Annotated in this window: 20 protein-coding genes and 2 tRNA genes; 18 read left to right on the top strand and 4 right to left on the bottom strand. The window is 55.3% G+C overall.

Annotation, left to right across the window (positions count from 1 at the left end):
• Positions 1 to 28: 28 nt before the first annotated feature.
• Positions 29 to 104: transfer RNA gene (locus tag LOY53_RS01455), tRNA-Phe, on the top strand.
• A gap of 160 nt (positions 105 to 264) precedes the next feature.
• Here LOY53_RS01455 and LOY53_RS01450 read toward each other — a convergent pair.
• Positions 265 to 471, bottom strand: a complete 207-nt coding sequence (locus LOY53_RS01450; RefSeq protein ID WP_085273848.1) for a hypothetical protein — start codon at positions 469 to 471, stop codon at positions 265 to 267.
• Positions 472 to 822: 351 nt separating this feature from the next.
• Between LOY53_RS01450 and ppk2 the strand changes: the two genes are divergently transcribed.
• Positions 823 to 1,674, top strand: coding sequence for a polyphosphate kinase 2 (ppk2, locus tag LOY53_RS01445; RefSeq protein WP_252827369.1), 852 nt, complete (start codon positions 823 to 825; stop codon positions 1,672 to 1,674).
• A 9-nt stretch (positions 1,675 to 1,683) separates the two neighbouring features.
• Here ppk2 and LOY53_RS01440 read toward each other — a convergent pair whose 3' ends face one another.
• Complete coding sequence (locus LOY53_RS01440; protein ID WP_027594263.1) at positions 1,684 to 2,217, bottom strand: hypothetical protein; 534 nt, start codon at positions 2,215 to 2,217, stop codon at positions 1,684 to 1,686.
• Positions 2,218 to 2,346: 129 nt separating this feature from the next.
• Here LOY53_RS01440 and LOY53_RS01435 point away from each other — a divergent pair, with 129 nt between their 5' ends.
• A complete protein-coding gene (locus LOY53_RS01435; RefSeq protein ID WP_027594262.1) occupies positions 2,347 to 2,790 on the top strand; it encodes a hypothetical protein in 444 nt (147 codons plus the stop codon).
• A gap of 87 nt (positions 2,791 to 2,877) precedes the next feature.
• Here the strand turns inward: LOY53_RS01435 and gabP are convergent, their stop codons facing one another.
• Complete coding sequence (gene gabP / locus LOY53_RS01430) at positions 2,878 to 4,263, bottom strand: GABA permease (protein ID WP_027594261.1); 1,386 nt, start codon at positions 4,261 to 4,263, stop codon at positions 2,878 to 2,880.
• Between the two features lie 617 nt (positions 4,264 to 4,880).
• On the opposite strand from gabP, the gene LOY53_RS01425 reads away from it, so the two are divergent.
• The 5 genes from LOY53_RS01425 (at position 4,881) to LOY53_RS01405 (ending at position 9,209) form a co-directional block, all read left to right on the top strand.
• Positions 4,881 to 5,654, top strand: a complete 774-nt coding sequence (locus LOY53_RS01425; protein ID WP_027594260.1) for an ABC transporter ATP-binding protein — start codon at positions 4,881 to 4,883, stop codon at positions 5,652 to 5,654.
• Positions 5,655 to 5,667: 13 nt separating this feature from the next.
• Entirely contained in the window at positions 5,668 to 6,429 is a 762-nt protein-coding gene (locus LOY53_RS01420) for an ABC transporter substrate-binding protein (protein WP_258703517.1), read from the top strand.
• 54 nt (positions 6,430 to 6,483) lie between these two features.
• Positions 6,484 to 7,179 (top strand): ABC transporter permease, encoded by a 696-nt coding sequence (locus LOY53_RS01415; RefSeq protein ID WP_258703516.1) that lies wholly within the window; start codon positions 6,484 to 6,486, stop codon positions 7,177 to 7,179.
• Positions 7,176 to 7,865 (top strand): ABC transporter permease, encoded by a 690-nt coding sequence (locus LOY53_RS01410; protein ID WP_027594257.1) that lies wholly within the window; start codon positions 7,176 to 7,178, stop codon positions 7,863 to 7,865. The genes LOY53_RS01415 and LOY53_RS01410 overlap by 4 nt, the downstream gene beginning before the upstream one ends.
• Before the next feature lie 132 nt (positions 7,866 to 7,997).
• Positions 7,998 to 9,209 (top strand): SAM-dependent methyltransferase, encoded by a 1,212-nt coding sequence (locus LOY53_RS01405; protein WP_258703515.1) that lies wholly within the window; start codon positions 7,998 to 8,000, stop codon positions 9,207 to 9,209.
• A gap of 236 nt (positions 9,210 to 9,445) precedes the next feature.
• On the opposite strand, the gene LOY53_RS01400 is transcribed toward LOY53_RS01405, so the two are convergent.
• Positions 9,446 to 9,739 (bottom strand): DUF3077 domain-containing protein, encoded by a 294-nt coding sequence (locus LOY53_RS01400; protein ID WP_033694190.1) that lies wholly within the window; start codon positions 9,737 to 9,739, stop codon positions 9,446 to 9,448.
• A 459-nt stretch (positions 9,740 to 10,198) separates the two neighbouring features.
• Here LOY53_RS01400 and LOY53_RS01395 point away from each other — a divergent pair, with 459 nt between their 5' ends.
• The 10 genes from LOY53_RS01395 (at position 10,199) to LOY53_RS01350 (ending at position 19,849) form a co-directional block, all read left to right on the top strand.
• On the top strand, positions 10,199 to 10,447 hold the full coding sequence (locus LOY53_RS01395) for a hypothetical protein (RefSeq protein ID WP_238212836.1): 249 nt from the start codon (positions 10,199 to 10,201) through the stop codon (positions 10,445 to 10,447).
• 98 nt (positions 10,448 to 10,545) lie between these two features.
• Positions 10,546 to 10,621, top strand: a tRNA-Thr gene (locus LOY53_RS01390).
• 163 nt (positions 10,622 to 10,784) lie between these two features.
• Entirely contained in the window at positions 10,785 to 12,104 is a 1,320-nt protein-coding gene (locus LOY53_RS01385) for an integrase arm-type DNA-binding domain-containing protein (protein WP_258703514.1), read from the top strand.
• 930 nt (positions 12,105 to 13,034) lie between these two features.
• The gene (locus tag LOY53_RS01380; RefSeq protein WP_258703513.1) at positions 13,035 to 14,012 is read left to right on the top strand and encodes an integrase domain-containing protein; all 978 of its coding nucleotides are present in this window, start codon (positions 13,035 to 13,037) and stop codon (positions 14,010 to 14,012) included.
• A complete protein-coding gene (locus tag LOY53_RS01375; RefSeq protein ID WP_258703512.1) occupies positions 14,009 to 14,281 on the top strand; it encodes a hypothetical protein in 273 nt (90 codons plus the stop codon). The genes LOY53_RS01380 and LOY53_RS01375 overlap by 4 nt, the downstream gene beginning before the upstream one ends.
• A gap of 512 nt (positions 14,282 to 14,793) precedes the next feature.
• The gene (locus tag LOY53_RS01370; RefSeq protein WP_258703511.1) at positions 14,794 to 14,970 is read left to right on the top strand and encodes a hypothetical protein; all 177 of its coding nucleotides are present in this window, start codon (positions 14,794 to 14,796) and stop codon (positions 14,968 to 14,970) included.
• A gap of 107 nt (positions 14,971 to 15,077) precedes the next feature.
• Positions 15,078 to 15,464 (top strand): hypothetical protein, encoded by a 387-nt coding sequence (locus tag LOY53_RS01365; protein WP_258703510.1) that lies wholly within the window; start codon positions 15,078 to 15,080, stop codon positions 15,462 to 15,464.
• A gap of 361 nt (positions 15,465 to 15,825) precedes the next feature.
• The gene (locus LOY53_RS01360; RefSeq protein ID WP_258703509.1) at positions 15,826 to 17,667 is read left to right on the top strand and encodes an RNA-directed DNA polymerase; all 1,842 of its coding nucleotides are present in this window, start codon (positions 15,826 to 15,828) and stop codon (positions 17,665 to 17,667) included.
• Positions 17,660 to 19,207 carry a DNA polymerase gene (locus LOY53_RS01355; RefSeq protein ID WP_258703508.1) on the top strand — a complete coding sequence of 516 codons (1,548 nt, stop codon included), beginning with the start codon at positions 17,660 to 17,662 and terminating at the stop codon, positions 19,205 to 19,207. The genes LOY53_RS01360 and LOY53_RS01355 overlap by 8 nt, the downstream gene beginning before the upstream one ends.
• Before the next feature lie 435 nt (positions 19,208 to 19,642).
• Positions 19,643 to 19,849 carry a DUF3079 domain-containing protein gene (locus LOY53_RS01350; protein ID WP_252826434.1) on the top strand — a complete coding sequence of 69 codons (207 nt, stop codon included), beginning with the start codon at positions 19,643 to 19,645 and terminating at the stop codon, positions 19,847 to 19,849.
• Positions 19,850 to 19,866: the final 17 nt, after the last annotated feature.

Below are 19,866 nucleotides of genomic sequence, written 5' to 3'. Positions count from 1 at the left end.
TCTGGAAATCTATTTAATTCACCTCGTCGCCCAGATAGCTCAGTCGGTAGAGCAGAGGATTGAAAATCCTCGTGTCGGCGGTTCGACTCCGTCTCTGGGCACCACCTTCAGCTTCTGGTGGTTGCAAAGTTACCCGAAGCGACAACAAGAAACCCGCCTAGTGCGGGTTTTTTGTTGTCTGCGATTTTAGCAGCAGCCACCTGCAACCCCGCCAAAAAAAAGCCCTCTGCGCAGTGCACAGAGGGCCTCGTCACAAATCAGCCATTACGCCTGGCTATCGAATTCCTCGGGGGTCATCTGCCCCCGATAGGAAATGCTCAGCAGCGCCCTGGCGTCATCAACGGATGCGACCGCCTTGGCCAACTCCGCCTCGGTGATCTTGTACTCATCCAGGGCCAGGGTAAGCCAATCGTTGTAACCGGTGCCGTCGTTGCTGACACAGCTCAACACCAGGTGAAAGTAATGCTTCATGGGAAAGTCTCCTGTTAGCCCCACCTAAGCGTGGGCAGATCAGGCTATTGCGCCCGCCCTTTGAGTATCAGGTGGAAACCACCCACCTGAGGCTGGGGCCGAGCCTACCTATCCGGGTAAATTGACCCGCATCAATAAGCGCCGAGCCTGTCGCCCCTAGCATGGGAAGAGCACATCAGAACCGACAGGACCTCCATGAGCGACGACGCCACCCTGCTAGTCACATCCACCTCGAACGCCACACCGAACGCTACGCCAACCAGCCCTAACCGCCGCGCACGCCCGCGCAAAACCGCCATCAAAGCAGTCGCCGACCCCGTCATCACCCAGGTCAGCCAGCAACCGGCAGCCATGGAAGTGGCCAGGGCGCCCAAGGGCAGCAACGAAGACAGCACCCGCGCACGCCTACCGGCCAGCTACCCGTACCGCACCCGCATGCACCGCCAGGAATACGAAAAGGCCAAGCACGCGCTGCAGATCGAACTGCTTAAAGTGCAGAGTTGGGCGAAGGAAACCGGCCAGCGCGTGGTGATCCTGTTCGAAGGGCGCGACGCGGCGGGCAAAGGGGGCACCATCAAGCGCTTCATGGAGCACTTGAACCCACGTGGCGCACGGATTGTGGCGCTGGAAAAGCCTTCCGAGCAGGAGAAAGGCCAGTGGTACTTCCAGCGTTATATCCAGCACTTGCCCACGGCGGGCGAAATGGTCTTCTTCGACCGCTCCTGGTACAACCGCGCCGGGGTCGAGAAGGTGATGGATTTCTGCAGCCCGCTGCAGTACCTGGAGTTCATGCGCCAGGCACCCGACCTTGAACGCATGCTGTGCAACAGCGGCATCCTGCTGTTCAAGTATTGGTTCTCGGTGAACCGGGAAGAGCAGCTACGGCGCTTCATCTCACGCCGCGACGACCCGCTCAAGCACTGGAAGCTTTCGCCCATCGACATCAAGTCGCTGGACAAATGGGACGACTACACCGCCGCCAAAGAAGCGATGTTCTTCCATACCGACACCGCCGATGCACCCTGGACAGTGATCAAGTCCGATGACAAGAAGCGCGCGCGCATCAACTGCATCCGGCACTTCCTGCACTCGCTGGATTACCCAGGCAAGGACCTGGCCGTAGCGCACGCCCCAGACCCGCTGCTGGTGGGGCGCGCATCACGCGACTTCGAAGAGGATGAAGCGCCCGCCGCCGCCCACTGACAGCGGCAATCAGAAGTTGGCCATGGCGCTACAGTATTCAGCCTTGGTGGTCTGTACGGGTTGCTCCACCCCCAGCTGCCGCAGCTTGACGCCGCAGGCGCTGTAACCGCGCACCACCACTTCGTAATCGGCGCCTTTCTGCGGCACGAAGTAGAACATGCCCAAACAGTTGGTCACGCTGTTGTAGCTGCTACGGCCACCATCGAGAAAGTGCAAGGTGAACGGCTTGCCGGCCGGCACCAGCACTTCGCTGACCGCATCGCCCTGCATGACCGGGGCGCTGGCGGGCATGCCCAGGGTTTCGCCATTGCGGTCGGCAAAACCCTCCTTCGGCACGGCGATCACCCCGGCGCCGGGGCTGTACCAGTCAACGCAATCCTTGCCTGGTACAGCGCGCACCATGCCGTCGGCAATCACCCGCAGGCGTGCGGTATCGCCTGAAGTCGGTGAGCCATAAGGCGTGTTGAACGATTTGACCGCGGCAATATTGCCGCAGCCGGCCAGCGCCACTGCCAGCAGGCAAAGCGAGATCGGTGTTTTCATCCCTGAATTCCTCATGAGTAGATGCCGGACATCCGGCCGCTTGCCTGAGACCCTCGCATGTCGCTTGGGTTTCGCGGGCAAGTGCGATTCAATACGCGCACTTTTTCAGGCACACCCAAGGATTCACCCATGGCCACCACGACCAAGCAACAGAAACGCGCCAAACGCGCCGCCAGCAAGGCCAAGCAAAACCGCATGGTGCGCAGTGGCCAGGCGGTCAAAGCCAGCGCCGGCGACAGCGCCAGCATCGAGCAGGTGTTCAACAAGGCCATGGAGTCGGACAGCTATAAGGAGCTGTTCGACAAGATGAAGGCGGCACAGGAAACCAGCCTGGTCGCGATGATCTCGGTGTTCCTGGTCGACCCGCTGCTGGCCCTGGTGCTCAAGGGGCACAAGGAAGAGCACGCCACCGACTACATCGTGCTGGTGTTCAATGCCTACCGCACCTGGCTGGATGGCGCAGACGAAGACACCACCATGGCCTGGCTGGAAAGCGACGAGTTCCAGGAGGCTTATATCGCTGCCTCGGAAGTTGTAGCCAAGCAGCAACAGCAGCAGAAGCAGTTCGGCTAAAGAAGCCATCACCGGCCCTAGGGTAGGAGCATGCAAAAAGGCCGCGCCCTACACAGGGCGCGGCCTTTTCATTCAAAGCAACGCGGATCAGTTATCCAGCGCTACCCGCCCAGCCGCTTCGCGCTTGCGATGCACCAGCAGCCCGGCCGCCACCACTCCAATGCTCAGCAAGGCAGTGGCGATGATCTCGGCGCGGTGGTCTTCACGCAGCCCCATCACCACCAGCACAGCCACGATGAAGGCGATGGTCGCCCAGGTCAGGCCCGGGAACAGCCACATCTTGAAGTCGATCTTCTCGCCACGCGCTTCACGCTGGCTGCGCATGCGCAGTTGCGACACCGCGATCACCAGGTACACCAGCAGCGCAATGGCGCCGGAGCTGGCCAGCAAGAACTCGAACACCTGGGCCGGCGCCACATAGTTGGCGAACACGCACAGGAACGCTGCCGCGGTCGACATCAACACCGCCACATGCGGCGTACCCGCCTTGGTGGTGCGTTGCGACATGGCCGGGGCATCGCCACGCTTGCCCAGGGAGAACAGCATGCGCGAGGAGGTGTACAGCGCCGAGTTCAGGCAGCTGGTGACGGCGACCAGCACGACGATGTCGACGATCAACTTGGCATTCGGCACACCGATACGGCTCAGCACAGTCTGGTAAGAGCCCAGCTCAGCCAGGGCCGGATCGTTCCACGGTACCAGCGCCACGACCAGGAAGATCGACACCAGGTAGAACAGGCAGATACGCCAGATCACCGAATTGGTCGCGCGGCTGATCTGCTTGCCCGGGTCTTTGGACTCGGCAGCGGCGATGGTGACGATTTCGGTACCCATGAACGAGAACATGGTGGTCAGCATGGCTGCCAGCACTGCGCCCAGGCCATTGGGCATGAAGCCTTGGGTGTCGAACAGGTGGCTGACACCGCTCACCTGGCTGCCAGGCGCCAGGCCGAACATCGCCACGCAGCCGACAACGATGAAGCCAATGATCGCCAGGACCTTGAGCAAGGCGAACCAGAACTCGAATTCGCCGTAGTTCTTCACACTGCACAGGTTGGTCAGGGTCAGCACCAGTGTGATGATCAAGGAGAAGGCCCACAGATCAACAGCGGGGAACCAGGCATGCAAAATGGCGGCGGCCGCGTTGGCCTCCAGCGGAATCACCAGCACCCAGAACCACCAGTACAGCCAGCCAATGGTGAAGCCGGCCCAGCGCCCAATGGCGCGATCGGCATAGGTAGAGAAGGAACCGGTGTCAGGTGAAGCAATGGCCATCTCGCCAAGCATGCGCATGACCAGTACGACCAAGGTACCGGCGGCGGCGTAGGCCAGCAGTACGGCCGGGCCAGCGGCGGCGATGGCGTGGCCGGAGCCAACGAACAGACCGGCGCCAATCACGCCAGCGATGGACAGCATGGTGACATGCCGCGATTTGAGCCCCTGAGCGAGGTCATTGGAATTGTTACCGCTCATAAAACTACCTTTGTAAGGAGTGGACCACTCCGACTACGGGAACGAAGCGCGCCTGGGGTTAGTTAGGCGTCGCTGCAATCGGCGGTTTCCAACTGGCAATAAGTGAGCCATCGGCTGAATGCATTCGTCAGAAAAATCTTGCAACCGTAAAGGGCGCGGCTTGCAGGGCTTTCGGCCATGCCTTGACCGAAAGGCCGCCAAATCGCCATACAAGGTGCGGATTACTGAAATACCCACTTACAAATGCACCAAAGGTGCTCCCAGGTAACACCTGTGCACCGCTGCAATGCAGAAAAGTACAACCGGCAGGTACAACCCTGCCTGGCAAGCGTCAGCAATGGCCTAGAGGGGGATTACCCGCGAATGGTCCAAAACCGCTTCCAAGCGCGGGCCAAAGCTGGCACCATCGCGCCTTTTTTCATCAAGGCTCTGGTGTTGGGCTAGACCTTCGCGGTCATCCTCGCGACGTTGCACTGCAGCGATGCGACAATCTGCCCCGACAGCGACCCGAGCCCCTAGCGACCCTGTTGGCCGCCATAATGCCGCTATGCTAGCTTGGCGCACGCCAGGAAGGCCGCCAACAGCTGGGAACGCACCCGAACACATGAGGACCGCACATGGCTCAGGCCACGCCCGCGCTGGAAATCCGCAATCTGCACAAACGCTACGGCGAGCAGGAAATTCTCAAGGGCATTTCGCTGACCGCACGCGACGGTGACGTGATCTCCATCCTGGGGTCGTCCGGTTCCGGCAAGTCCACCTTGCTGCGCTGCATCAACCTGCTCGAAAACCCGCACCAGGGCGAAATCCTGGTGGCCGGTGAATCACTCAAGCTCAAGGCCGCCAAAAACGGCGACCTGATCGCTGCCGACAACCGCCAGATCAACCGCCTGCGCAGCGAGATCGGCTTTGTCTTCCAGAACTTCAACCTGTGGCCGCACATGTCGATCCTCGACAACATCATCGAGGCACCGCGCCGCGTGCTCGGCCAAAGCAAGGCCGAAGCCATCGAAGCCGCAGAAGCCTTGCTGAACAAGGTCGGCATTTTCGACAAGCGCCACAGCTACCCCGCGCAACTTTCCGGTGGCCAGCAACAACGTGCCGCCATTGCCCGTACCCTGGCCATGAAGCCCAAGGTCATCCTGTTCGACGAGCCAACTTCGGCGCTCGATCCGGAAATGGTCCAGGAAGTGCTAAACGTTATCCGCGCATTGGCCGAAGAAGGCCGTACCATGCTGCTGGTCACGCACGAGATGAACTTTGCCCGCCATGTGTCCAGTGAAGTCGTCTTCCTGCACCAGGGCCTGGTTGAAGAGCAAGGATCGCCGCAGCAGGTCTTCGAGAACCCGACCTCGGCGCGTTGCAAGCAATTCATGTCCAGCCACCGCTAACGGAGCAACACGAATGCAGACCTATAAGAAATTCCTCCTGGCCGCTGCCGCCACCCTGGTGTTCTCGGCAAATGCCATGGCAGCCGATAAACTCAAAATGGGCATCGAGGCGGCCTACCCGCCGTTCAACAACAAGGATGCCAGCGGCCAAGTGGTCGGCTTTGACAAAGACATCGGCGACGCACTGTGCGCCAAGATGAAAGTCGAATGCGAAGTGGTCACCTCTGACTGGGACGGCATCATCCCGGCGTTGAACGCCAAGAAGTTCGACTTCCTGATCTCGTCGCTGTCGATCACCGATGAGCGCAAGCAGGCCGTCGACTTCACCGACCCGTACTACTCGAACAAGCAGCAGTTCATCGCCCCGAAAAACGTCGATTTCAAAACCGACGATAAATCGCTCGAAGGCAAGACCATCGGCACCCAGCGCGCCACCCAGGCCGCGACCTGGCTGGACGATCACGGCGGCATGGACGGCAAATTCAAGGTCAACCTGTATGACGGCCAGGAAAACGCCTACCTGGACCTGACCTCCGGCCGCCTCGACGCCATCCTTGCCGACAAGTACGCCAACTACGACTGGCTGAAGTCCGAAGCCGGCAAGAACTACGAGTTCAAAGGTGAGCCGGTCAACGACAGCGACAAAGTCGGCATCGCCGTACGCAAAGGCGACGATGAGCTGCGCAACAAGCTCAATGCCGCACTGAAGGAAATTGTCGCCGACGGCACCTACAAGAAGATCAACGACAAGTACTTCCCGTTCAGCATCTATTGATTCGCCCCGACCGGCACGCCCTTGGGCGTGCTGGTCCCTAGAACGACCCTACCCATGAATATCGACCTGCACGGATTCGGTCCGGCCCTTGCGGCTGGCACCTTGATGACCGTAAAACTGGCGCTCTGCGCCTTGCTGCTGGGGCTGATCCTGGGCCTGCTCGGTGCCCTCGCCAAAACGTCCCCGGTCAAGCCACTGCAATGGCTTGGCGGCTTCTACTCGACCTTGGTTCGCGGTGTGCCCGAACTGCTTTGGGTCCTGCTTATTTATTTCGGCACCGTCGGCATGATGAACAGCCTCGGCCAGGCGCTCAACATGCCCGGCCTTGAGCTCAGTGCCTTCGCCGCCGGCGTCATCGCCCTCGGCCTGTGCTTCGGCGCCTACGCCACCGAAGTGTTCCGTGGCGCCATCCTGGCAATCCCCAAGGGCCACCGCGAAGCCGGCCTGGCATTGGGCCTGTCCAAGGCGCGCATTCTGTCGCGGATCATCCTGCCGCAGATGTGGCGCATCGCCCTGCCTGGCCTGGGCAACCTGTTCATGATCCTGATGAAAGACACCGCGCTGGTGTCGGTCATCGGCCTGGAAGAAATCATGCGCCACGCGCAGATCGGCGTGACCATGACCAAAGAGCCGTTCACCTTCTACATGGTCGCGGCCTGCATCTACCTAGGCTTGACCGTCATCGCCATGACCGGCATGCACTTCATGGAAAAACGCGCCGCTCGCGGCTTTGCGAGGGCTGAATCATGAATTGGGAAGTCATCATCAAATGGCTGCCACGCCTGGCCCAGGGCGCGACCCTGACCCTGGAGCTGGTGGCCATCGCGGTGGTTGCCGGGCTGATCCTGGCCATCCCGCTGGGCATCGCCCGCTCGTCGCGCCATTGGTACGTGCGCGCCCTGCCGTTCAGCTACATCTTCTTCTTCCGCGGTACCCCGCTGCTGGTGCAGCTGTTCCTGGTCTATTACGGCCTGGCCCAGTTCGACGCCGTGCGCAACAGTTCGTTGTGGCCTTACCTGCGCGATCCGTTCTGGTGCACCGTGCTGACCATGACCTTGCACACCGCCGCCTACATCGCCGAGATCCTGCGCGGCGCGTTGCAGTCGATCCCCAAAGGTGAGATCGAAGCGGCTCGGGCGTTGGGTATGTCGCGGGGTAAGACGCTGTTCTACATCATGCTGCCGCGCGCTGCCCGGATCGGCCTGCCGGCCTACAGCAACGAAGTGATCCTGATGCTCAAGGCCAGCGCCCTGGCCAGTACCGTCACCCTGCTGGAACTGACCGGCATGGCGCGTACCATCATCGCCCGCACCTACCTGCCGGTGGAGATCTTCTTTGCCGCCGGGTTGTTCTACCTGCTGATCTCGTTTGTGCTGGTGCAAGGCTTCAAACTGCTGGAGCGCTGGTTGCGGGTAGACGCCTGCCAAGGGCGCTAAACCTTACTGGCCTCTTCGCGGGCAAGCCAGCTCCCACAGGAATGCCACCGGGCGCAAACCTTGCGCCCCCCTGTAGGAGCGGGCTTGCCCGCGAAGGGCTGCAAAGCAGCCCCAACCCTGCCGACCACAACCATGACCCCACCCCCCATCCTCCACAGCCACCCGCTAAGCGACCGCTTCCAGGCCCTAGACCAGTTCCTGACCGAGCACCAGCACCTGTGGAAACCCAGGCCATTCACCGCCCTGCGCCTGGAATGGGAAGCCCAACACCCAGCGCTCGCCGCCCACCTGCGCCAATCCCCCCTGGCCGATGCCGACGCCGAGCCCGACCCAACGATCCTGCCCGCGCCGTTCCCACAACTGGCCCAGCAAGCCCACCACCTCAGCGCGCTGGATACACTCCCCGACGCCGGCCTGCCGCCCGCCACCCACCGCCTCGACGTCGGCGTACCCGGCCGCAAGTGGCAGCAGATCGAAGCCTTCACCCGCCGCCTGGCCTTCAACGAGCAACCCCAGCACTGGCTGGACTGGTGCTCCGGCAAAGGCCACCTTGGCCGCCGCCTGCTGCAGCCCGGCCAGCAACTGACCTGCCTGGAGTACGACGCCGAACTCGTCGCCGCCGGCCAAGCCCTGAGTGACCACCACCATCTGCCCGCGCACCATGCGCATCAAGACGTGATGGCCCCCGACAGCGCCCGCCACCTCGACAGCGACAAAACCGTGGTCGCCCTGCACGCTTGCGGCGACCTGCACGTACGCCTGCTGCGCCTTGCCAGCCAGCAAGGCTGCCGCCAAGTCGCGGTGGCCCCCTGCTGCTACAACCGCATCGAAGCGCAGCACTACCAGCCGTTATCCACAGCCGCCCAAGCCTCCAGCCTACAGCTTTCGCTGGACGACCTCGGCCTGCCATTGAGTGAAACCGTCACCGCCGGCGCCCGCGTGCGCCGCCAGCGCGACACCTCAATGGCCCGTCGCCTGGGCTTCGACCTGCTGCAACGCCAACAGCGCCAGTGTGATGATTACCTGCCCACCCCCTCGCTGCCGGTGGCCTGGCTGGACAAGCCCTTCGAGGCGTATTGCCGCGACCTGGCCGCACTCAAGCAACTCCCGCTAAGCGGCACCCCAGACTGGGCTGCCCTTGAGGCCGCCGGCTGGCAGCGCCTGGCCGAAGTCCGCAACCTCGAACGGGTGCGCAACCTGTTCCGCCGCCCCCTGGAACTGTGGCTGGTGCTCGACCGCGCCCTGTTCATGGAAGAACAAGGCTATACCGTGCGCCTCGGCTTGTTCTGCGACTATCCACTCACGCCGCGCAACCTGCTCATCCTCGCGGAACGCGACCGTTAGCCGCAGCACAACCTGTGGATAAGTCTGTGCACAAGCTTTTGATGAATGGTTGGATCCAAGCGCTATTTCAAGCGTTTGGCTTATTCCTGCAGGCCGTTCAAGGCCCGCAAAAACAGGCATTTGCGCAAAGACCAGCGGCGTATGGGTTCGGCATGCCTTTCGCGCAAGTTGGCAATGCTACTTGTGCATAAACTTTTGTTGTGCTTTCTGCAGGGGCCACAAAGCGGCCCGATGCGTCAACGGTTTTTGTTCTTGGCCAGCTCGATATCGTTCATCAAAGCCTTGGCCAGCGCCGCCAGGTAATCGGCTGCGCCCAACTGCTTGTGGTCGTCTTCCATATCGCCCTCCCTGAGCAGGTGCTTGATATAGCCGAGCAGGATCGACACCTGCTCGTAGGCGTCGTCGATGGGGATGCCGGGTTGTACGCGCAGCAGGTTAACCGGTGGGTTGCCGACTTCGAGGAAGGTTTCCAGGCCTGCGGTGGTGATCTCTATGTGGGGCTGGGGTGGATCGGGGACGATTTTGATCATGGCGGACTTCCATTTTTTCTCAAAAAGGAACTGCCACCCGATCTTTCTCACGGATTGAAGGTGGCAGCCGTACGCGGGGTGAGAAACCGAGGAGAAAAAACGCGAAAAGACTCGGCCAGACCGAAGTCTGCCCGCGCACGGCCACCATTACAGTGCCGCCAATTTCTCAATCGGGTTCTCACACCCGGTCGCCGAAACGACCCGAAAACGGTATCCGTGAGGCACTTCCCCGACAACAGCGATACTTCGGCAGCGCGCGTAGGATAGGTCCGAAGCAGGCCAACCCCGAAGCATTTGGTTTCAGGTTCAGAAATGCCTTACAGGTCACGCACCGCCTCCCCTTCCAAGGTGTATCATCCGCCCCCCAAATCATTAAAAAGACACGTCGCACGCTGACCGCCAGCCCTGCGACCTTCTGGCGTTGCGCCAGAGCCGACAATGGAACAACGGACCCTTATCGTGACCCAAGCCAAGCCCCTTGCCCTGTTGACCCTCGCCATGGCCCTGACCGCGTGTGCCGGCGGCACCCCAAGCCAGCCTTCCAGCAACCTGGGCTGGGACACCCCCGCCATGCAGCTGGGCGGCGACCGAGGCCTCCCCCTGCGCGCCGAGACCCCTTGCCGCAAGCGCGGCTGCGACAACGACAAGCTGTTTTTCAACCCCGGCAAAACCGAGCCAAACGTCAACACGATCCACCGCGGCTGGTAGGAAAAATCTTCTTTTAAGCCGGTGACTTAGCTCATTTGCAAACAATCGCAAGGAAGTGGTTTACAGGCGCCAAACGATCGTTATAATGACGCCCCATTGCCGGTATAGCTCAGATGGTAGAGCAACTGACTTGTAATCAGTAGGTCCCGGGTTCGATTCCTGGTGCCGGCACCATTCAAGGTTCCATAGAAAGCTTTCAAAATCTCTGGAACCCCCGAAAAACCCGCCTTCTGGCGGGTTTTTTCGTTTTGGCGTTCCGTCGGATTCCGAGGGTAGCCAGCGTTAATAAGGGTAGTTTTAAGGATAGAGGTCCGTTTCGATATCGGAGACTACCCTTATGGCACGCACCACTGCCCCGCTTACAGACACCACCTGTCGCACGGCAAAGCCCAGAGAGCGCGAGTACAAGCTCTTCGACGGCGGCGGTCTTTACCTGCTTGTGCAACCCAACGGCCGCAAAGGCTGGCGGCTCAGGTACGTGAAACCCGATGGCCGCGAAGGCCTGACCGCCCTCGGCAGCTACCCGGTGGTCGGGCTGGGCGACGCACGCCGCAAGCGCTTCGAGATCAAGCAGCAGCTCGCCAACGGCATAGATCCCATCCAGTACAAGCAACAAACCAAGACCCAAGCCGTGATCAACGGTCGCACCTTCGAAAGCGTTGCGCTCGACTGGCACGCGAGCATGGTGCCCAAGTGGGCGCCCGGCCACGCCAAGACTGTACTTAGCCGATTGAAGACCCACGTATTCCCTTTGATCGGTGCCAGAGCAATCGTTGAGTTGGACACCCACGACCTCATGCAGCCACTGGAAGCCGTGACGAAGCGCGGCACCATCGACGTGGCGCTCAGGATCAAGAACTACCTGCAAAGCATCATGCGTGAAGCCAAACGGCTGCGACTGATTACCGCGAACCCAGCTCACGACCTCGATGGCTCGATCAAGACACCACGGGTAACTCACCGACCCGCACTACCCCTATCGCGACTCCCAGAGCTATTGGCATGCATCGAGGACTACAGGGGTCGTCCGCTCACGCGACTCACGGTGATGCTGTCGTTGCATGTATTCGTACGCTCCAGCGAACTGCGCTTCGCCCGTTGGAACGAGTTCGACCTCAAGCGCGGCATCTGGGAGATCCCCGACACCCGCCCGGCGCTGGACGGCGTGCCGTTTTCCACAAGGGGTACAAAAATGGCCGGGGACATTCACGTTGTACCCTTATCGCCGCAGGCAGTGGCCTTGCTTGAGCAGATCCACGCGATCACCGGCAAGTTCGAGCTGGTGTTCGCGGGGGATGCCAAGCCGTGGAAACCGATGTCCGAGAACACGGTGAATGCCGCGCTCAGGACGATGGGCTACGACACCAAGGTGGATATCTGCGGCCACGGGTTCCGGGCCATGGCGTGCAGTGCGCTGGTCGAGTCCGGGCTGTGGTCGGAGACGGCTATCGAGCGACAGATGAGCCACAAGGAACGCAACAACGTGCGGGCCGCCTATACCCACAAGGCCGAGTTCCTTGAAGAGCGCCGGATGATCATGACCTGGTGGAGCCGGTTTCTAGAGGCGAACCGCGAGGACCATGTGACGCCGCATGAGTTTGCCAAACAGACGGGCGAGAACGTCACGCGCCTTCGCAGTGCCAAGAGGACCGAGTAACCCGCCGCACCACCACCTCAAACTCGCTGTGAAGTTACCCACAGCACCGCGTGAAGCTCCTCCGCGCGGGTCCTTTCAAACGGGGCTGCAAAGCCGCCCCGTTTGAAAGGACCATACCTAAGAAAAAAACCGCTGGCACAGCGTACGTCTGTGGAAAACCAGAGATGTCCACCGGGGGATAGTTTTATCCACAGGTGCTAAATTCCTGAAATCGCTTTGCTTGACGAACATTGTCCACAGGCGTAGACCGGGAGTTGCAAGCGCTCTCGATGACAGCACCCCAGGTGACCCGAACCTTAAAGGTCACGCCGCTCCCGCGGTGGTTCTCCCCAAGGGCGATTCGCATCCGGCAGCTCGCCCGGTCACTACCCATGTGATGGATGCTCTTACACATATAGCGCTCGTGCGCCAGATGCACCGTACCTCGCTGCCCTGCAGCAACCTATCCGCTTGGCCGCATATTGCGCCAACCTGTGCCCGTCTCTTTCTTCTGGAAAGAGACGGGCACTTCTACCACTGCTGCAGCCCTGATCGCACAAGGCTTTGCGGCATTCCCCCTCGTGACAATCGGCGTGACAAACGCCGATGTCACCAGCAACAGCGCTGTAGATGATGGTGCCGCAGACCAAGGAATGGACTGCACCTGACTGACAGTCAGGTATGCCCCGGTCATCGCATTGCTGCTTGCACATGGCTCAGGATCTTCAGGCGCTGGTCTCGTCAGCCAGTGCTGCCTCCACCCGCCCACCGGTAACGGTGTTCAGGAGGCCAGATCATGAGATGCCCTTGCTCCCGGACGTAAGGAGCCGCCAGTCCCGCGAAGAGGACATTCCCCACAGGTCGCAGGGGCCTTGATCCCTGATAACACTCAACATTCTTGGCGGGATGACGTGGGGCGAGGATCGGAGAGCGAACGATGAGGTGACCAACATGGCATTGGTGGGTAGGCGCGACGGCCGCAATTTTGGCTACGGTAGGCAATTGAGCTATGCAGGACCGCAGGCACTGAAAGAAATGTTCGGCGGTGGCCATTACGGGACGGTCAAAGCGCACAGTGATCGGTGGCAGGCATTTGTACGGTGGTGTCGATCTGAGGGTGGTCCAGGATTCAATGACGCTCGGCAGATTGATCGGCAGACATTACTGGACTACGCCCGGCATTTGCGCCTGCAAGTTGACCAAGGTGAACTCAGCATCGCCACTGCACAAAACCGATTGTCCAGCGTCAACCGGACCATGGGCGCGCTCCGCGGTGATCACTATGTGAAAGTGCCAAGTCCGAGCAAGGCATTGGGAATGCGGCGCATCACCGTGCGCACGACAAATCCTCAAGGTCAAGATCACAAACACGTGATACGCGTCATCGAGGCGCTCCGCGAAAAGCATCCGCGTGCCGCCGCCATCGCACAATTGGCACGCGCCACTGGTATGCGTCTGCGCGAAGCGATTTTGGCCGACCTACCGCGACTCAAGCGTGAAGCCGAATACTACTACAAGATCAACATCCAGGACGGCACCAAAGGTGGCCGCGGCGGCGCAACCGCGCCTCGTTGGATCACGGTGGATGACCATATTCGCGAAGCGCTCAGGTACGCCGAACAGGTCTCTCCCGTCGGTAGCCGCAAGCTGCTGGCACCGAACGAGAGCTACCTCGATTTCCAACTGGAAATCGTCCGCCCCGCCCGAGATATCCTCCATACACACAAGCTCAAAGGCTTCCACGAACTGCGCGCGGCTTATGCGTGCGAACGCTATGAGCAGATCACACATCACCTAGCGCCCATCAATGGCGGCAGGTGCAGGCGCCTCGATCCAGGCCTTGATCGAAAGGCACGTATACAAATCAGCTATGAGCTGGGACACGGTCGAATCGACGTGGTATCGGCGTACATCGGTGGTCGAGCATGAGTAGGCCCTACGACATGGAGCTTTTCCTGGCTGGAGTGCTGACTGGAGCGCATGCCACACGAGAACGTCACACCCGCCAAGCCAGGACTATTCAAGCAGCCATTTCTGAACGCTGGCACCGAGATAACCCATGGACCTGGCAACGAAAGCATCTGGCGTGGTTTCTTGATACGCACGTGAATCGGCGCGCTGAGTCGACGCGCTACTACTATCTGTTGACCGTAAAATTGCTCACTATTCGCTTAGGAAAGGTATGGCAGTTCAAATGACAGTCGAGGATCCGCAACCGACCAGAGACGGGCGATAGGAATTGGTTTCTTCGCCAGCTTTTCGCAACATCGCCAGCTACTAGTAACGCCACCACATGGATTTTTCCTCCTCCTCCCCCGCTTCTTGCCCTCTCAACAGAGTATCCCCAGCACCGAAACGTCCATTGTATTTTTTTCGGAGCACTGAATCGGACGCCTACAAAACCCCTACAACCCGCGATCACCGGGAGCACACTCAGCACGGTGAGCACGCACAGCCCAGCGAGCACTGAAACGCTTGCAAATGCCTGTTTTTTAACAGGTTGGCTGACAAAAAATTTTCAACTCAAATCTGAGTGGCTATTTTCTTACTCTTACTCAATACTCAGATTGGAATATACCTGCAATATCGGGTTCAGATTGCACGTTCTAAGTCTTTGATAAATAACGTTTTTTAGTCGATTCTTGGTTTCAGCGAATGATTCCCGAACGGTCGGGCTTTCAGCTGAGATTACTAACTCGGAGATTGCATCATGACTGATACCCCTATCCCCTCACTCCCAACCCCAGCGCTACCTGCCGCTGCCCAACCCTCAACTGTCGTCAATCAGACGTCTGCCGGTGTATTAGACCAGAATTTTGCTGCTCTACTGGCGTTGAATACCACTCAGAAAAAAAGAGAAAAAGTAAAGCCCATCTTAATGCAATGAAAATGCGCGGAGAGTTATGGCCAGAGCTAGATACCAGCCTTCTATGGGATCGAACAGTCAATGATGGATACTCATCGATCCCTAGAACCCTTTCACTCATAACCAACATGATTGACGATCTCGCAAAAAAACATACCGGAAAATCTGTCGCTGCTGGAAAAACGTATTTTGCTCTGTGGTGTAGGGTGTGGGATGAAAACATGCTAACTATTGAGAATGAATCTGTTTATGCCATTGAGTCGGGATATTCCGGGGAGCGGAACGTGACGACTTGGCGGCAGCATATGAAGGTCCTTCAAGAGCTGGGCTTTATCGATACGAAAGAGGGTGCTTATGGCCCCTACAATTTTGTCCTCATATATAACCCATATTTGGTACTGAAAAAACTTAAGTCACAGATACCTGCATCCTATTATCAGCTGCTCTTGCAACGTGCGATTGAGATAGGTGCAGATGGTGACCTCATAGATAAGCCAAACAAGGAAAAGAAATAATGGAAAATATAAAATTACTTATGATATTAGCCATCGAAACCGTAAGACTTATAAGTCAAATAATTAAGTTATTCCAATGATATCGGTTGCGGATGTATGAGATCTCAATAGAACTCATACTTCCGCCTATTTAATCAGTACAGGTCTATCGCAGAATATCTCGGCTCGCATATGCAAATTAGGCTGCAAGCGACCACCTAGATGCATGCTGTTTCGTCAAAAAATATTTCTGTGCCTGTCTTAGACGATACGGCTATAGTACGCTTGATAGCATTTTGATAACCTAGCTTCCAAGGGCATGGTATTTGAGACAAGAGATAGATAAAAACTATTGAACTCCGGATAGATCGAGGAATGAGACATGAGTGAACAATTCGTGTCCGACGCGGCAGGAACTCCGCATCTGGCAGAGCAGGACGATAGTCTTAAAAATCTGAAACTATTGGTTGAATCCTTCAATACAGACAATCTGAGCTCTCGCGAACGAAAGAAGCTCCAAGAACTTCGATCAATTCTTTCCCCGCTACTAAAAAAAGGCGGCGTTTTAGCAGACTTATCTCAAGATGAAAAAGAAGTTTTAGCATTTCCAATCGACGTCGACAGTGTCCTACAACATTTAAACCAAGACATGAGGGATGACTGGTTTACTGACACACTTCAACACAAAGACCTTCTCTCAAATAAACAATCACTTCATGAAGTGCTACATGAGTTGTTAAATGAAGGGAATGGACAATATATTGGCTCTTTCCGGAATGTTTACAACATACCTAAAAAAGGGCTAGGGATTAGGTACTCTTTAGAAACTGACTTCTATGATAGATTTATATATCAAGCAATCTGTACCTTCCTGATACAGTTTTATGATCCACTTTTATCTCATCGAGTACTAAGCCACAGATTCAACAAAGAAAGAAAAACAGAAAAGTATATATTTAAAAGCCGAATTGATTTATGGCAAACTTTCGAAGGTGTAACCAGAACGGCTCTAAACAACAATCAATCACTACTAGCAACCGATCTAATAAATTGCTATGAAAATATTACAATTGAAACAATTCGCACAGCTTTTGAGCGATCAATTGAAAATATAAAAACTTCCGGCCCAAACAAAGTATTAATTAGGAATGCAGTGCAAACCCTCTGCAACCTTTTGTCGCGCTGGGGATACAGTGAACGTCACGGACTACCTCAAAACCGCGACGCATCGTCATTCATCGCAAACGTCGTCTTAAATGATATTGACCATGAAATGGTGCGATTAGGTTACGATTATTATCGCTACGTGGACGACATCAGGGTAATTTGTCCCAACACGAGAGTCGCAAAGAAAGCGTTGACTGAGCTTATAAATCAGCTCAGAAAGGTTGGAATGAATATAAACTCTGGAAAAACAAAAATCTTAACCCAAGACTCTACCTCTAGTGAAATTGATGAGTTCTTCCCAACATCTGACGATCGAAGCATCACTATCGACAACATGTGGAGATCAAGAAGCAGAAGGGTTATTGCGCGTTCAGCAAAGTACATATTTCAAATATTGAAAGAGTGCATCGAAGATAAACAAACACAGTCCAGGCAGTTTCGATTCGCGGTAAACCGACTGATCAAACTGACTGATGCAGGCATTTTTGATATTCATGCAGCCATAGCAACAGATTTAAAAGCACTCTTAATTAGCTCACTTGAGGACCATGCGGCCTCGACTGATCAGTACTGCAGACTTCTTGGGATTCTGGACCTCAACGAGCAAGAGCTCAGTGATATCTACAACCATCTCAGTGATCATGAGCGCTCGGTTCACTCTTGGCAAAATTTTCATCTATGGCTACTTCTAGCAAATCGCAAGTACAAAAATATCAATTTAATATCGCTAGCAACTACAAGAATAAATTCTGACGTACTTCAACCAGAAGTAGCGGCAATTTTTATTTATCTAAGGTGTGTTGATGAGGCACAAATTTTAATTGATGTTATTTCCAAATTTGAGTCTACCTGGCCATATTATCATCAACGAAATTTTCTATTAGCTTGTAGTGACTTTGATCAAAGTCAACTGAAACCTTTGATTTCTAAGCTAGGCCCTAAACTTAAAAGGACCGGCAGCAGAGCCAAGCCATATTTTACCAATGGTATTCCTATGGTCGAACGAGAAAAAATATCCATGCTCGATCTTTATGATGAGATCACACCATATGACTGACTCAAAAAAAGCCTTACTTTTTATAGCTGACTATACAGACCAAGGGCAAGACAGAACCTTCCTATGGTCAGATGGTACTTTAGGTGAAGTCACCATATCTGACTTAGTAGATCAAAAACATGAGCTTGTCTGCCATGACTTATGGTTAATTGCCCCATCGCTCTATCGGGCGACAAACAAATTACCATCTAACATCACAGACATTGAAGAACTTCGAATCCTCACCTCCGGAAAGAAAAAAGAAAGAGAATCAAGAGACAAGAAAGACATATCCCAGCTACTATCCGCATTTGTTTCTGATGAAATTATTGCAAAATATAAAGAAATTTTTAACCGCAAGGCACCTTTAGATGAAGCCATTTTTTCTTCAATTGGCGAAGCATTATTGAAATGCTCCGAAGTTGTAAAAAAAGATGCAGAAACTGCCGGTGAATGGGATAGATTCATGGTAATCGAACGTCCCGTAAACGACTATCTAATAAAATCAGCATCAGAAGGAATTTCTATCTCTGAAGAAAAACTTAGACACCATAAAAACAAAATAGAGTTTGAATTCTATATGGCATTGAAGAATTTTTCTTCCGACTACGATATGCCTCTAGAGGTTCCTTCCGACCAAGCCGTTATCGAATACCTAGAGCCCCAAGGGTTTGATTTTACCGGTCTAGACGTGGATTACATTTTAAATTTCGTCCCTATGCAATCAAACTTTGCAGTGGACCTAATTCGCTTAAGGAAAATTCAAAATTCACGTAGAGTATTAGCAGCTATTCCCTTGAGCCAAAATCGAATTTATCCGATCGTCGACAGCTTTGGATCTATCACCTCAAGAATCTACTTTAAAGACCCGTCGTTGCAAAATCTTGCAAAACACCATCGAGACATTTTAATTCCAGACACGAACAAGCAGTTGTCATACATAGACTACGATCAATTTGAAGCAGGCGTAATGGCAGCACTCTCCGGCGACGAGAAATTATTAGCGTTATACAACAGTAGTGATGTCTATGAAATTGCTGCAGAAGAAATATTTGACGATAAGAGAAAGAGAAAACAAGCCAAGAGGTTATTTCTTTCATATGCCTATGGAATGAAGCGGCAACACATCCTTGCTGCAGCGCAGGGTTTTGGTGCAGATCGCCAAAACGCTAAGAAATTTTTTGACCAATTCAAAACATTCGAAGATTGGAAAGTCTTAGTCCACGAAGAATTTCAACGCACGGGAAGAATTGGCACTGCGTTTGGCAATTATATGCAACGTGATCGAAAAGGAGAACTAACAAGCAAGGAAAAAAGATCTGCTATCAGTCAAATTGTACAAGGAACTGCCTCATTAATATTCAAGAAAGCACTGCTATGCTTGAGTTCAATATCTGAGGTAAAACTAAAACTGCCAATGCACGACGCTGTTTTGCTGGAGCATTCCGCAGACTACGACGTAGATCGAGTAATAAATATTTTTTCAGAAGCGATGTCTGAACATTTTCAAAATAAGATTCAAGGCAAGGCTTCATTAAGCCAATTCCATGAAAAACCATAGCCAGTAAAACTGTGAATCGGTACAAAATTTTTTGAGAGTTCCTTACGGGTTGGTTAAAGGCCCCAAGTTTTTACTGGATTGATCTGTCCACATCCGGAGCTCACTGGATCTGGAGATAGACGAACAGATACCTCGATGATTTTTAACTAATCTATTTTAGATCATAAAGGTAGTTTTAGAGATAGACTGCTAATTCAACATAGATAAATGACAACACTATCAATAAGATATGAATTTATTCGACTCCTGGTGCCGCACCATACGCAGTATCAAAAAAGGCTCACCGAAAGGTGGGCCTTTTTTGTTTGTGCCATCATTGAAACGGTAATTTGAAAGCCATACCGCAACACCCAACCCCACCTTGATCTCAATCAAAACCCATACCACCAAACCGCATAGCGTGAACTCAGCCCCCACCTGCGAGGACTGAACACCATGCCCAAAAAATTCCCCACCCACCCCAGCCACCCCGAGCGCATCTGCTGGGGCTGCGACCTCTATTGCCCAGCCAAGGCACTGGCCTGTGGCAATGGGGCGGATCGGACCATGCATCCGGTGGAGTTGTTCGGCGAGGACTGGGACAGGTTTGAGGACCGGTTGGATAAGCCGATTGATGAGGTGTCGGGGGTGCAATGCAGTTGATCGGGGTGGGAAAGGGG

It is taken from the genome of Pseudomonas sp. B21-031, assembly GCF_024748985.1.
GTDB classification, from domain to species: Bacteria; Pseudomonadota; Gammaproteobacteria; order Pseudomonadales; family Pseudomonadaceae; genus Aquipseudomonas; species Aquipseudomonas kermanshahensis.
This window is presented reverse-complemented; position numbering and strand designations above follow the sequence as displayed.

Coding starts and splice junctions, on each gene's coding strand:
- LOY53_RS01405 (WP_258703515.1), top strand. CDS start 7,998: ATGACCCCACCCCCCATCCTCCACAGCCACCCGCTAAGCGACCGCTTC.
- LOY53_RS01370 (WP_258703511.1), top strand. CDS start 14,794: ATGACTGATACCCCTATCCCCTCACTCCCAACCCCAGCGCTACCTGCC.
- LOY53_RS01400 (WP_033694190.1), bottom strand. CDS start 9,739: ATGATCAAAATCGTCCCCGATCCACCCCAGCCCCACATAGAGATCACC.
- LOY53_RS01380 (WP_258703513.1), top strand. CDS start 13,035: ATGGCATTGGTGGGTAGGCGCGACGGCCGCAATTTTGGCTACGGTAGG.
- ppk2 (WP_252827369.1), top strand. CDS start 823: ATGGAAGTGGCCAGGGCGCCCAAGGGCAGCAACGAAGACAGCACCCGC.
- LOY53_RS01420 (WP_258703517.1), top strand. CDS start 5,668: ATGCAGACCTATAAGAAATTCCTCCTGGCCGCTGCCGCCACCCTGGTG.
- LOY53_RS01350 (WP_252826434.1), top strand. CDS start 19,643: ATGCCCAAAAAATTCCCCACCCACCCCAGCCACCCCGAGCGCATCTGC.
- LOY53_RS01360 (WP_258703509.1), top strand. CDS start 15,826: ATGAGTGAACAATTCGTGTCCGACGCGGCAGGAACTCCGCATCTGGCA.
- LOY53_RS01385 (WP_258703514.1), top strand. CDS start 10,785: ATGGCACGCACCACTGCCCCGCTTACAGACACCACCTGTCGCACGGCA.
- LOY53_RS01425 (WP_027594260.1), top strand. CDS start 4,881: ATGGCTCAGGCCACGCCCGCGCTGGAAATCCGCAATCTGCACAAACGC.
- LOY53_RS01365 (WP_258703510.1), top strand. CDS start 15,078: ATGATTGACGATCTCGCAAAAAAACATACCGGAAAATCTGTCGCTGCT.
- LOY53_RS01415 (WP_258703516.1), top strand. CDS start 6,484: ATGAATATCGACCTGCACGGATTCGGTCCGGCCCTTGCGGCTGGCACC.
- LOY53_RS01440 (WP_027594263.1), bottom strand. CDS start 2,217: ATGAAAACACCGATCTCGCTTTGCCTGCTGGCAGTGGCGCTGGCCGGC.
- gabP (WP_027594261.1), bottom strand. CDS start 4,263: ATGAGCGGTAACAATTCCAATGACCTCGCTCAGGGGCTCAAATCGCGG.
- LOY53_RS01355 (WP_258703508.1), top strand. CDS start 17,660: ATGACTGACTCAAAAAAAGCCTTACTTTTTATAGCTGACTATACAGAC.
- LOY53_RS01410 (WP_027594257.1), top strand. CDS start 7,176: ATGAATTGGGAAGTCATCATCAAATGGCTGCCACGCCTGGCCCAGGGC.
- LOY53_RS01375 (WP_258703512.1), top strand. CDS start 14,009: ATGAGTAGGCCCTACGACATGGAGCTTTTCCTGGCTGGAGTGCTGACT.
- LOY53_RS01450 (WP_085273848.1), bottom strand. CDS start 471: ATGAAGCATTACTTTCACCTGGTGTTGAGCTGTGTCAGCAACGACGGC.
- LOY53_RS01435 (WP_027594262.1), top strand. CDS start 2,347: ATGGCCACCACGACCAAGCAACAGAAACGCGCCAAACGCGCCGCCAGC.